This is a genomic window from Dermatobacter hominis (assembly GCF_020715685.1).
In the GTDB taxonomy this organism is placed as follows: Bacteria; Actinomycetota; Acidimicrobiia; order Acidimicrobiales; family Microtrichaceae; genus Dermatobacter; species Dermatobacter hominis.
Map to the genome: position 1 here is coordinate 3,250,894 of NZ_CP085840.1, position 12,456 is coordinate 3,263,349.

11 protein-coding genes are annotated in these 12,456 nt (G+C 75.2%); 7 read left to right on the forward strand and 4 right to left on the reverse strand.

What is annotated here, in order from left to right:
* The first annotated feature begins 3 nt into the window (after positions 1–3).
* Positions 4–951 carry an FAD:protein FMN transferase gene (locus LH044_RS15355; RefSeq protein WP_227756462.1) on the forward strand — a complete coding sequence of 316 codons (948 nt, stop codon included), beginning with the start codon at positions 4–6 and terminating at the stop codon, positions 949–951.
* Here the strand turns inward: LH044_RS15355 and LH044_RS15360 are convergent.
* Positions 932–3,553: a helix-turn-helix transcriptional regulator gene (locus LH044_RS15360; RefSeq protein WP_227756463.1), complete on the reverse strand. Its 2,622-nt coding sequence runs from the start codon at positions 3,551–3,553 to the stop codon at positions 932–934. The two genes, LH044_RS15355 and LH044_RS15360, sit on opposite strands and share 20 nt — an antisense overlap.
* A 99-nt stretch (positions 3,554–3,652) precedes the next feature.
* On the opposite strand from LH044_RS15360, the gene LH044_RS15365 reads away from it, so the two are divergent.
* Positions 3,653–3,961 (forward strand): hypothetical protein, encoded by a 309-nt coding sequence (locus LH044_RS15365; protein WP_227756464.1) that lies wholly within the window; start codon positions 3,653–3,655, stop codon positions 3,959–3,961.
* 25 nt (positions 3,962–3,986) lie between these two features.
* Here the strand turns inward: LH044_RS15365 and LH044_RS15370 are convergent, their stop codons facing one another.
* A complete protein-coding gene (locus tag LH044_RS15370; protein ID WP_227756465.1) occupies positions 3,987–5,255 on the reverse strand; it encodes an aminotransferase-like domain-containing protein in 1,269 nt (422 codons plus the stop codon).
* 100 nt (positions 5,256–5,355) lie between these two features.
* Between LH044_RS15370 and LH044_RS15375 the strand changes: the two genes are divergently transcribed.
* The 4 genes from LH044_RS15375 to LH044_RS15390 all read left to right on the forward strand — a co-directional run bounded on the left by LH044_RS15375 (position 5,356) and on the right by LH044_RS15390 (position 9,159).
* A complete protein-coding gene (locus LH044_RS15375) occupies positions 5,356–6,213 on the forward strand; it encodes a helix-turn-helix transcriptional regulator (protein WP_227756466.1) in 858 nt (285 codons plus the stop codon).
* 142 nt (positions 6,214–6,355) lie between these two features.
* Positions 6,356–7,822, forward strand: coding sequence for a S1C family serine protease (locus LH044_RS15380; protein ID WP_227756467.1), 1,467 nt, complete (start codon positions 6,356–6,358; stop codon positions 7,820–7,822).
* A 195-nt stretch (positions 7,823–8,017) separates the two neighbouring features.
* Positions 8,018–8,875 (forward strand): MOSC domain-containing protein, encoded by an 858-nt coding sequence (locus LH044_RS15385; RefSeq protein WP_227756468.1) that lies wholly within the window; start codon positions 8,018–8,020, stop codon positions 8,873–8,875.
* Positions 8,876–8,904: 29 nt separating this feature from the next.
* Entirely contained in the window at positions 8,905–9,159 is a 255-nt protein-coding gene (locus LH044_RS15390) for a GlsB/YeaQ/YmgE family stress response membrane protein (RefSeq protein WP_227756469.1), read from the forward strand.
* A 19-nt stretch (positions 9,160–9,178) separates the two neighbouring features.
* On the opposite strand, the gene LH044_RS15395 is transcribed toward LH044_RS15390, so the two are convergent.
* Both LH044_RS15395 and LH044_RS15400 read right to left on the reverse strand, forming a co-directional pair.
* Complete coding sequence (locus LH044_RS15395) at positions 9,179–9,988, reverse strand: TauD/TfdA family dioxygenase (protein ID WP_227756470.1); 810 nt, start codon at positions 9,986–9,988, stop codon at positions 9,179–9,181.
* Between the two features lie 269 nt (positions 9,989–10,257).
* Positions 10,258–11,025, reverse strand: coding sequence for a potassium channel family protein (locus tag LH044_RS15400; RefSeq protein WP_227756471.1), 768 nt, complete (start codon positions 11,023–11,025; stop codon positions 10,258–10,260).
* A gap of 119 nt (positions 11,026–11,144) precedes the next feature.
* Here LH044_RS15400 and LH044_RS15405 point away from each other — a divergent pair, with 119 nt between their 5' ends.
* Positions 11,145–12,455 carry a carotenoid oxygenase family protein gene (locus LH044_RS15405; RefSeq protein ID WP_227756472.1) on the forward strand — a complete coding sequence of 437 codons (1,311 nt, stop codon included), beginning with the start codon at positions 11,145–11,147 and terminating at the stop codon, positions 12,453–12,455.
* The last annotated feature ends 1 nt before the right edge of the window (position 12,456 follow it).

Below are 12,456 nucleotides of genomic sequence, written 5' to 3' on the forward strand. Positions count from 1 at the left end.
GCCATGGGCAGTGCGGTCGACGTGCGGGGGCTCGGCGTGCCGTCCGGGCCCGACGGCGCCGACGTCGTGGGGCGACGCATCGACGGGGTGCTCACCCGGTTGGAGCGGTGCTGGTCGAGGTTCGATCATCGCAGCGACCTGTCCCGGCTGAACGCCGACCCCTCCGGTGAGGTGGAGGTCCCGCTCCTGCTCGCCGCCGCCGTCCGCCGCGCCACCCTCGCGTGGGGCTCGACCGGTGGCGCGTTCGATCCGACGGTCCTCGACGCCCTCGTCGCCGCGGGCTACGACCGCACGTTCGAGCTCGTGGCCGAGCGCAGCGTGCCGGCCCCGGTCGGCGCCGACGTGCCGGGCTGCGCGCTCGTCGAGGTGCGCGGCGACGAGGGCGCGGACCTGCTCCGGGCGCTGTCGACGTGCCACACGCCGACGGCCGTGGTCCGTCGGCCGGCCGGCCTGCACCTCGACCTCGGCGGCATCGGCAAGGGGCTCGCCGCCGACCTGCTCGCCTCGCTGCTCGTCGCGACCGGGACCCGGTCGGTCCACGTGTCGCTCGGTGGCGACGTGCGCGTCGCCGGGGAGGTCCCCGACGGCGGGTGGCCGGTCCCCGTCACCGATCCGTGGGACGGATCCGAGCTGCTGTCCGTCGTGCTCGACCGGCCCGGCGCCGTCGTGATGTCGAGCACCCGCCGGCGGCGCTGGCAGACCGACGGCGGCGGGTGGGCGCACCACCTCATCGACCCGTCGACGGGGCGGCCGGCCGCATCGGGCGTGGCCGCCGTCGTGGCGGTGGCCGAGGAGGCCTGGTGGGCCGAGGCGCTGGCCAAGGCGGCGCTGGTGCTCGGCGCGGAGGACGGCGTCGAGCTGCTCCGCCGGCAGGGCGCCGAGGGCGTGGTCGTCGGCGACGACACCGAGCAGGTGGCGTGCTGGCGGGCGCTCAGTCCTGCGGATCGTTGAGCAGCGCGGCGAGCTCGCTCCGGGAGCTGATGCCGAGCTTCCCGTAGATGCGGGCGAGGTGGGACTCGACGGTCCGCCGCGACACGTACAGGCGCTCGCCGATCTCCCGGGCCGGCAGCCCACCGGCGGCCAGGATCGCGACCTCGCGCTCGCGGCGCGTCAGCGGCACCGGGGCGAGGTCCGCCACCAGCCCGGGGGTCACGGCGGTCTCGCACGCGCCCCGCCACTCGGTCGCCACGCGCGACCAGTGCGCCGCCATGCGGGGATCGCCCTCCTTGCGGGCCGCGTCGGCTGCGGCGTAGGCGGCCTCGGCCGCCCACAGCAGGGCGCCGATGTCGGCGAGCTCGTCGGCGGCCTCGCCCAGGAGCGCGGCCTGCCCCGTGGCCATCCCGGTCACGTGCGTCGCCATGGCCTCGGCCAGCACCCCCTGGCAGCGGGCCGCGGTGGCGCGCATGCGCTCCTCGCACGCCTCGGCGCCGCCGAGTCGGGCCAGGTCGTAGAGGCAGGCGAGCTCGCCCTGCACGTCGTGGACCTCGGCTCGCTCGTCGGCGCCCCGCTCGAGGAGCGCCCGCGCCCCCTCCGGGTCGCCCTGCGACATCGCGGTCCACGCCCGGGCTCGGGCGAGCGCGGCGCCGAAGAGGTCGGCCGGGTGCGGGCCGGCCTCGTCGATGCGGTCCAGCCAGGCCTGGGCGGCGGCGCCGTCGCCGGTCGTCGCGCACGCCAGCGCCAGCGCGATCTGCGCCCACTGCTGCATCCCGAGGTGGCCGGTCTGGACGAACGAGCTCTCGGCCAGGCGCATGGCCCGCTGCGCGGAGCGCAGGCGGCCCTGCATGAACTGCACCCAGCCGTGGACGAGCGCCGCCAGGCCGATGCCGCCGATCTCGCCCTCGGTGCGGCACAGCTGCATGGATCGGCTGGCCTCGTCCTCGGCATCGGCGAGCCGGCCGGTCTCGGCGAGCGCGACCGTGCGCCCGACCCCGAGGACGCGCATCGTGATGAGCGCGATCTGCTCGCCGAGCTCGGCGTAGGCCGCCAGCGCCCGGTCGCAGACCGACACCGCGTCCTCGGACCGGCCGAGGGTCCGGTAGGCGTGGGTGAGCGCCATCGCCGCCTGGATGAGCACCCGGTCCGGCGGTCGGTCGGCCAGCGGCTCGGCGAGCGCGACCGACTCGGTCGCGCGGCCCTGCGCCGCCAGCAGGAGCGATCGGACCGCGGTCGCCTCCTCGCGCCACTCGGACGGCGCGAGGGCCTCGGCGCGCGCCAGCGCCTCGGAGGAGGCCGGCTCGTCGCCCCGCTTCCAGAAGTGGGTGATCGCGGAGTTGATCTCGACCCGGATCCGCTCGTCGTCGGACTCGGCGGTGGCGGCCCAGTTCGGCCGCAGCGCCGACGCGGCCGCCGTGTCGCCGAGCTCGTAGTAGATGTCGGCGAGCAGCTCGCCGGTCTCGAAGTCCTGGAGCGCCTGCCACGCCGACTCCGCCAAATCGCGGGCGAGGTCCATGTCCTGGCTGAACCGGGCCGTGCGGGCGGCCTCGAGCAGCAGGTCCCGCTCGACCGGCACCTGTCCCGCCACCGACCAGTGCGCGAGGCGGAGGTGGTCGTAGCGGCGGCGGGCGCCGCATTCGCGCACCGCCGCGGCCAGCTCCCGGTGGACCTGCTGCAGCTGCAGGGGCGAGGCGGCGGCTCGCAGCACCTCGCCGAACAGCGGGTGGACCAGCCGGATCACCACCCGACGCCAGTCCTGCGACGTGGCGATGAGCCCCGACGCGTCGAGGCGCGCCAGCAGCTCCGACGTCACGCGCTCGGGGAGCTCGCCCGGTCCGAGCGGCTCGCCCACGGCGACGAGGAGCAGCGCCTCGCTGGCCGCCTCGTCGAGGTCGCCGATGCGATGGCGGACGAAGTCGACGAGCCGGGGCGCCGTGGCCGGCACGGATCGGATCGCCGCCACGCCGTTCTCGACGACGAGGTTGCCCGACTCGCGCGCCGCCATGAGCACCTCGCGCACGAAGAGGGCGTTGCCCTCGGTCGTGTCCCAGACGAGCTCGAGCGACAGGGCATCGAGGGGCGATCCGGCGATGGCCTCGGCGAGCTCGGCGACGTGGTCGCGACCGAGCGGGGCCAGGTCGAGCCGGTCGACGACGCCGTCCTGCCACAGCCGGGCCACCGGCTCCGGCGCGATCGTGCCGGCGGTCTGGCTGGCGACGAGGCCCACGTCGCCGTTCGTCACGAGCTGGTTCACGAGCACCGCCGACGCGTCGTCGAGGTGGTGGACGTCGTCGACGACGAGCACCGGTCGGCGACCGTCGGACCGGTCGGTGATCGACTGGCGCAGGACCGGCAGCACGGGGAGACCGGTCGAGGTGGAGCCGACCGGCATCAGCTGGGCCAGGCTCCCGAGCGGCAGCAGCGCGGAGCCGGGCGTCGCGGTGATCGGGATCACGACGACATCGGCGCCGTCGAGGCGCTGGCCGACCTCGTCGAGCAGCCGGCTCTTGCCGACGCCCTCCTCGCCCACGACCAGGGCGCCGGTGCCGCCACCGGCCAGCAGCGAGGTCAGGAGCTCGAGCTCCTCCGCGCGGCCGCTGACTCCCCAGTCCTGGTGCATGGTCCTCCCCGGGGTCGACCCTCGGGGTCGCCTCCCTCCGGTTGGGCAGTGAGTATTGCGTATCCATCACCGATACGCCGACGCGCCCGGGCGCCCACGATGGGGGTCATCCCAGACGACCCGCCTCCCGACGACGTCCTCCGGCGCGGCGCACCCGGCCGGGCCGTCGTCGTCCGACGCCGGGGCTCCGGTCTCCGGAACGAGCACGGCCAGGAGCTCCACACCCTGGTGCTCAACCTGGTCGAGGGCTCGACGCCGGTCCAGATGACCGCCGTGGTCGCGCTCGACCCGTCCGAGCTCGACCTCGTCGACGTCGGCGCCGAGGTGCCGGTGGCGGTGCTCGGGGAGCGGGGCCAGGTCGTCGCGGTCGACATCGACCGGGCCCGGGCCGAGCGCGGCGCCCGCTGACGCCGGGTCGCCCGCGCGCGCTGCCTCAGCCCGACCAGACCGACGCGAGGCGGGCGGCGGCCTCCTCGAGCCGCGCCTCGGGGAGGGTCGCGAACGACAGGCGCGCCGTGCTGTCCGAGTCGGGCCCGGCAGGACCCGCCCGGCCCGGGCCGGGCACCGCGAACGCCGAGCCCGGCACGAAGGCCACGCCCGCGGCGATCGCTCGCTCGAGCAGGGCGTCGGTGTCGGTCCCGTCGAGCGCCGCCATCCAGAGGAACATGCCGCCGTCGGAGCGGTCGATGCGGACCCGGTCGCCGAGCCGGCCGGACAGCGCTCGGTGGAGCGCGTGGCTCCGACGCCGGTACTCGCGGCGCAGGCGCTCGAGGTGATGGGGGTGCTCGTCGTCGGCGAGCAGGTGGGCGACGACGAGCTGGTTCCACGTCGGCGTGTGGAGGTCGGCCGCCTGCTTGAGGCGGACCACCGCGTCGAGCACGTCGGCGGGCCCGGTGAGCCAACCGACCCGCAGCCCCGGGGCCAGGACCTTCGAGCTCGACCCGACGTGCACCACCCTCGTCGACGCCTCCGCCGTCCGGCGCCCGGGCGCCGCGCCGTCGACCGCGCCCGGTCGGTGCAGCGTCCGCGTCGGCGGACCCCAGTGGAGGTCTCGGTAGGCGGCGTCCTCGACCAGCACCACGCCGTACGCCGCGGCCAGCGCCCGCAGCCGGTGGCGGCGGCCGGGGGACAGCACGGCGCCGGTCGGGTTGTGGTGGTCCGGCACGACGTAGAGGGCGCGCACGTCGGCGCCCGAGTGCAGCAGGTCGGCGACCGCGTCCACGTCGATGCCCTCGTCGTCGCCGCCGACGCCGACCACGGTGGCCCCCGCGGCCCGGAACGCCTGCACCGCGCCGAGGTACGCCGGCTCCTGCACCACCACGACGTCGCCGGGCGCGCACAGGGCCCTGGCCACCAGGTCGAGCGCCTGCTGGGAGCCGGTGGTGATCACCACCTCGTCGGCGTCGACGCCGAGGCGGCCGGCCACGACCTCGCGCAGCGGGGCCAGCCCCGCCGTCGGCCCGTACTGGAGCGCGACGAGGCCGTTGGCCCCGGCGACCGACGTCGCCGCCTCGGACGCCGCCCGGAACCGGGCGGGGTCGAGCAGCCCGACGTCGGGGAGGCCGCCCGCCAGCGACAGCACGTCGGGGCGCTCGGCGACCCGGAGGAGGTCGCGGATGGCGGACGAGGCGACGCGCTCGGCGGCGGTGGCGCCGCGGGCGGGTCCGGGGGGTGCGGTGGGGATGTCGACGGCGAGGCCCATGACCTGATGTGAACCCGGACGGCGGCGTCGAGGGAGTGGCTGGCGATGCTGGTGGTGCCACCACCTGTCTCCGGTCCGGCGGATCTGGTCGACTGGGGGCGTGTCGGGCAGCAGTGGGTCGACGGGGGGCTCGGACGCGGGCCGCGAGCTCGGGGACTTCCTCGTGACGCGTCGCGCCGCGGTCGATCCGACGAGCGTCGGCCTGCCGGCGGGCCCTCGTCGCCGTGCGCCGGGCCTGCGCCGCGAGGAGGTCGCGCTGCTCGCCGGGGTGTCGGTCACGTGGTACACGTGGCTCGAGCAGGGCCGGGCGGAGCACCCGTCCCGTGCGGTGCTCGACGCAGTGGCGAGGGCGCTCCTGCTGGACGACGCCGAGCACGCCCACCTGCTCACGCTGGCCGAGCGGGTCGCGGGCCAGGGCGTCCCCGACGTCATCGGCGACTCGTGCGACCGCCCGCCGCCCGACGCGCTGGTGCGAGCGGTCGATGCGTTGGACCCGGCCCCCACGTATCTGCTCGGCCCGTGCTGGGAGTACCTGGCGTGGAACCGGGCGCAGGGGCTCCTGTACCCGCAGGCCGAGGAGCTGCCCGAGGAGGACCGGAACCTGCTGGTGATCGTGCTCTGCGAGCCGACGGCGCGCGAGCTGATCGTGGACCGCGAGGTCGAGGCCCGGGCGATGGTCACCGAGTTCCGCGCCGCGACGGCCGCGATGCGGGGCGAGCCGAAGCTCGAGCGCCTCATCGACCGGCTGCGAGCCGAGAGCCCCGAGTTCGCGGCGTGGTGGGCCGACCACGACGTCGCCGGCTTCCACAGCCGGCTGCGCAGCTACGACCACCCGGTCGCCGGTCGGCTGACGTTCGAGTACCAGGCGTTCCGGCCCGCAGAGTGGCCGGCGTACCGCCTGGTCACGCAGCTGCCGGTCCCCGGCGACGACAGCACCCAGCGCCTGACCTCGGGCTGAGCCCCGGGTCCGGGAGCCGATGACGCGCAGTCCGGGCGTGCCGCGCGGTTCCGGTGCCGGGGCTGAGGTCGAGCACAGCCGCTCAGCGCCCTCACAGCTGCCGCTTACCCGGTCCTCACGTTCCGGGGATGACATTGCACCCATGTCCTACGGCGACCCCACGACCGCACCGACCCCGGTGGCCGGTCCCCCCACCTCGACGGCGCCGACCGGTGCACCCGCCGGCTCCGCGCCCTCGTTCCCGTCCGCCCCTCCCACGGCCATGCCGCTGGCGCCCCCGACGACGCCCGGCGCGCCGTCCGGCTTCCCGGCGACGCCGCCGACCTACACCGGTCCGCTGCCCGGCGGAGCCGGCGGCGGGTGGAACCCCCCCGGCGGGGCACAGCCCTCGCCGACGCCGTCCTCGGGTCGGGGTCCGGGCGCCGGCCGCAAGGTCGCCATCGGCCTGCTGCTCGTCCTCGCCCTGCTCGCCGGCGTCGCCGGCGGCTTCGGCCTGTCGCAGCTGTCGGGGTCGACCGACGACACCGCGAGCCCCCGCCAGCGCGAGGTGCCGACGGAGCCGAACGGCTCGCCCTTCGGCGGTGAGCCGTCGCAGCTGCCGACGCCCGGCCAGGGCCAGGGCGGCTCGAACGGCCAGAGCGGCTCCGGCGACACGGCCGACGCCGACGCCGTCGCGCAGAAGGTCGTCCCCGGCGTGGTCAACATCAACGTGCTCTCGGCGCAGGGCCAGGGTGCGGGCACCGGCATCACGCTGTCGTCCGACGGGCTCGTCGTCACCAACAACCACGTGATCCGGGGCGCCACCCGCATCGTCGTCACCGACGCCGACACGGGCGAGCGCTACGAGGCGAAGGTCGTCGGCACGGCCAAGACCAAGGACCTGGCGGTCATCCAGCTGCAGGACGCGGAGGGCCTCGACACCGTGAAGATCGGCGACTCGGACTCGGTCGAGGTCGGCGACGCCGTCGTGGCGCTCGGCAACGCAGGGGGCCAGGGCGGCACGCCGTCGGTCGTGACCGGCAACGTCGTCGCCCTGGGTCGCAGCATCACCGCCAGCGACGAGTCGGGCAGCCAGGCGCAGCGCCTGAACGACCTGATCCAGATCGACGCCAACATCGTCCCGGGCGACTCCGGGGGTCCGCTGGCGAACGCCGACGGCGAGGTCATCGGCATCAACGCCGCCGCCTCCTCGACGAACGAGGTGTCATCGAACGACGAGGGCTACGCCATCCCCATCAACGCCGCCATGGACATCGTCGAGCAGATCAAGGCCGGCAAGGAGAGCGACGTCGTCCGAATCGGCGCCCGCGGCGTCCTCGGCGTCAGCGTGGCCAGCGTGGCCGACGACCCGTTCGGTCAGGGCCAGGGCGGTGCCACCTCCGGCGCCAGCGTGGCCGCCGTGGCCGACGGCTCCGGCGCCGCCGAGGCCGGCGTCACCCAGGGCTCGACGATTACCGCCGTCGACGGGACGACCATCGACTCGGCCGAGGCGCTGACCTCCGCGCTCGACGGCGCGAAGCCGGGGGACGAGGTCGAGCTCTCGTGGACCGACGCGAACGGCCAGAGCCGCACCGCCACGGTCACCCTCACCGAGGGCCCGCCCGACTGATCCTCCGGACGACCGGTCGGGCCCTCTCCCACCGACCGGTCGTCCGCCGCCACGGCGCCTGCCGATCTCCCCACTCCCTCCCTTCGGCAGGCTCGTCCCACCGGGGGCCGTCCCCCAGGTCGGCCCCCGGTGCCGCGTCCGGCCACACGTCGCGTGCCGGGGGTGGCGTCCCGGCGCCGGGCCTACGATCCGCGGATGCAGTTGAGCGAGATCTGGCGCTACCCGGTCAAGTCGATGATCGGCGAGCGGGTCGATGCGGCCGAGCTGTCCGACGACGGCGTCGCCGGCGATCGGGCCTGGGCGGTGCGCGACGAGGTCCGTGGCGGCATCCGGGGCGCGAAGAAGATCAGCGGCCTGATGCGCCTGGCGGCCGCCTTCGAGGACGGCCCGGGTTCGGCGGTGACGATCACGCTGCCCGACGGGACCACCGTGCGCGCCGGCGACGACGAGGCGAACGCGGCGGTGAGCGCGGCGCTCGACCACGAGGTGACCCTCTGGCCCCGGCTCCCGCCGACCGAGCTCGACCACTACCGCCGCGGGGCGCCGGACTCCGACGACCTGCTCGAGGAGCTGCGGGCGATCTTCGGCCGTGAGCCCGACGAGCCGCTGCCCGACCTGTCGGTCTTCCCGCCCGAGATCCTCGAGTACGAGTCGCCGCTCGGCACCTACTTCGACGCGTTCCCCCTCCTCCTCCTGACGACCTCGTCGCTCCGCTCGATGTCCGAGGCGCTGCCCGACTCGGTGGTCGACGTCCGCCGCTTCCGCCCGAACCTCGTCGTCGACACCGGCGACGAGCCCGGTCACCCGGAGCGGGGGTGGGCCGGCCGGACCGTGCACGTGGGCGACGTCGAGCTCGAGGTCGTCGTGGGGTGCCCGCGCTGCGTCATGGTCACCCAGGAGATCGACGACGCCACGCCTCAGGACCGGGCGCTGCTGCGCTACGTCGTGCGCGAGCTGGACCAGGACGTCGGGGTGTACGCGACCGTGAGGCGCCCCGGCGCGGTGCACGTGGGCGACGCCGTCACCGTCGGCGACCCCGTCGTCGTGGGGTGACGCCGGATCACCCGGTAACGTGACCGCCCGTGCTGATCCTCGCCATCCTCGCGGTCGGAATGCTCATCGGCTGGCTCGCCCAGCTCGTGCTCGGGATGGGCACGCGCCCCAACGCCCAGTCGCTCGTCGCCGGCATCCTCGGCTCGCTGGTCGGCGGGCTGCTCGCCAGCCTGCTGGCGGGCGACGGGCTCACGATCCGGTTCAGCGGGCTGCTCGGCTCCTTCGTCGGGGCGATCATCGTCCTGCTCGTGTGGCGGGCGATCGACAGCCGCACGGCCTCCTGAGCGGCAGGCCCGCCGCCCGTCAGCCCAGGTCGAGCATGCTGGCGTCGGACACCGCGTAGGCCGTGTCGGGGCGCACCGCTCGGTCCGTCCAGACCCACAGCCGCCAGAGCAGGCGGTCCCGGTCCTCGTACGGGTCGCGACCGTGGAGCAGCCGCGTGTTGTCGACGACCAGGGCATCGCCCGCACCGAGGTGGAAGCGGGGCAGTCGATCGGTGAGGTCGGCGAGCAACCCCTCCCACCGGTCGAGCAGGCGTCGGGTCCGCGCCGGATCGGGGTCGTCGGGCGCGGGCTGGAGGAAGATCGAGCGGGTCCAGGCCGTGCGGTCACCGTCGAGCCGGCGGCCGATCGGTCCGATCACGGTGGGCCGACCCGGCTCGGTCTGGTCGACGTCGGTGTCGAGCAGGAACGTGGCGAGCTCCCGGTCGGCGTCGTCGCCGGCGGCCAGCCGGCCGACCACGGCGTCGAGGTCGACCAGGAACGACGCCCCGCCGCCATCGGCCGCCGGGTGGACGCATCCGAGGACCAGCACGTCGGGCGCGCCCTCGGCGAGCGAGAACCCGTCGGAGTGCAGCGGCGTGGTCAGGGTGTGGCCGTCGGCGTCGAGGTCGGGCCGGTCGCGGCCGCCGGCCGCACGCACGGGCACGTGGTCGCCGATCGAACGGATCTCGTCGCCGAGGACCGACCGGACCAGCGCGGTCATCGGGTCGGGGGCCGAACCGGGGCCCGGGACGACCACGGCGCCGGTGGTCCGCAGCGCCCGCCGGACGGCGACCGGGTCGTCCAGGCGCTCGGGGACGGTCCCGACGGCGACGAGATCGTTGTCCGCCATGGGCGCGACGTTACGACGGGCCCGGGGAGCAGCTCCGCCCGTTCCCGTGAAGGCTGCGTGAACGGGCGCTCGCGGCGGCGCCGGGCTGGGTGGACAGGGTCCGGACCCTTCCGCAACCCGGACCCTGTCGTGTCCTCCCATGCACGTGCCGGTGCTCCCGACCCGGAGGTCGCCGGCACGCCCCTTTTCCGGTAGCGAGCATCGTCGCTGGGAGGGGGACCCGCAATGGGGACGAGTCCCCACTCGCGGCCGCGGACCCGCGACGACGCTCAGGCGGCGGGATCGGGCGGCGCGTCGGGGCCGCCGCCGGCCGGATCGCCCCGCCGGGTGGGGCGCCCGAGGTTCGACACCGTCAGCGCCACGACGGTCACCAGGAACACCTGGCCCGTCACGGCCTCGATCGTCGCCAGCGTCTGCCCGAGCCGTGTCGCCGGCGTCAGGTCGCCGTAGCCGACGGTCGTCATCGTGATGAAGCTGAAGTACTCGAAGTCGGAGTAGGCGGGCGACGTGGTCTGGGCGAAGAAGTCGCTCGGGCCGCCGACCAGGGCGATGAAGAGGTAGAGCGCCCCAAAGAAGATGCCGATCTGCAGGTAGGCGGTGAGGGCGCCCGCCAGCGTGTCGACCGTGATCCGGGGTCGCAGCATGAGCCGCACCATGACCAGCATGGGGGTGACGAGCAGCAGCAGTGCGAAGAGGCCCGCCGCCAGCACCTCGACCGTGCCGGTCGAGGCGTCGTGCACGACCGGGATCGTGGCCCCGGCCAACGTCGCGAGCACCACGATCGCCGTGCCCGTGCGGCGCACCGCCGGGTGGGCGCCGGTGCGGGCGAGGGCGACGATGGCGCTGACGCCGATCAGCGCGACCTCGAGCGCCCGGCTCCAGTTGTAGTTGGAGAGGAACGGGCTGAGGAGCATGGCGAGGAGCGTCAGCCCGAGCACCGGGGCGATGCTCTTCTGCTCCGACGGCTGCACGAACCGCCGGAGCCTGGGGAAGCGCGCCGGGACCGGCTGGGCGGGTCCGTCCGGGTCGCTGGCCATGGGCCGATCATGTCCGTCGCGACCGTCGCACGGGTGGACCTGGACCGCCCCTCGCCCGCGACGGGGCGTAGCCTCGGACCATCCACCCCGACGGGGCGGCTGTCACCAGGGGGACGACCATGCCGACCGAGACAGGGGCCTCATCGCTCCAGCGCGACTACGTCACCGGACCGCTCGCACCGGTCACCGACGAGCTCACCGTCACCGATCTGGACGTGACCGGGTCGCTGCCCGTGGAGCTGTGCGGGCGGTACGTGCGCAACGGGCCGAACCCGCTCGACCCGGACCCGGCCACCCAGCACTGGTTCCTCGGCACCGGCATGCTCCACGGCGTCCGGCTCGAGGACGGGCGCGCCGCGTGGTACCGCAACCGGTTCGTGCGGAACACGATCGACGAGGGCGGCTCGCCCAACACCAACGTGGTGTCGATGGGCGGCCGGACCTGGGCGATCGTCGAGGCCGGCGGCGCGCCGGTCGAGGTCACCGACGAGCTCGAGTCGATCGCGTCGAACCGGTTCGACGGCACGCTCGAGGGCGCGTACACCGCCCACCCGCATCGGGACCCCCGGACCGGCACCTGGCACGCGATCACCTACCACTGGGCCGAGGAGGCGGTGCGCTACGTCGTCAACGACGGCGCCCGCGTCGTGCACGAGGAGATCGTGCCGGTCGGCGGGCGGCCGATGGTCCACGACACCGCCATCACGCCGACCTCGGTGCTCTTGTTCGACCTGCCGTGCACGTTCGACCTCGACGAGGCGATGGCCGGCACGCCCTTCCCCTACCGCTGGGACCCCGAGCGCGACGCCCGTGTCGGGGTGCTGCCGCTGCTCGGCACCGCGGACCAGATCCGGTGGGTCGAGGTGCCGCGGTGCTACGTCTTCCACCCCCTCAACGCGGTGGACCTCCCCGACGGCCGTGTGGCGGTCGACCTGGTCGTGTGGCCCCGCATGTTCGACCGGGACCGGCTCGGGCCGAACGAGGGTGCCCCGCGGCTCGAGCGCTGGACGCTCGATCCGGTGTCGGGCACCTCGTCGATCGAGGTGGTCGACGATCGCAGCCAGGAGTTCCCGCGGGGCGACGAGCGCCGCACGGGCGAGGAGCTGCGTTACGGCATGACGGTCGGCGGCCGGATCGCCGGCGGCGTGCACCAGCCGCTCCTCTGGCACGACCTGACCGCCGGCACGACGGTCGAGGTCGACTTCGGCCAGACCAGCGCGGCGCAGGAGTTCGTGCACGTGCCGAGGTCCGGATCGGTGGCCGAGGACGACGCGTGGCTCCTCGGCTTCGTCTCGGACCGGGCCGAGGGGACGACCGACCTCGTCGTGCTGGCGGCCGACGACCCGGCGACCGGACCGATCGCCAGGGTGCACCTGCCCCAGCGGGTGCCCGACGGGTTCCACGGCAACTGGCTGCCCGACCCGGTCTGAC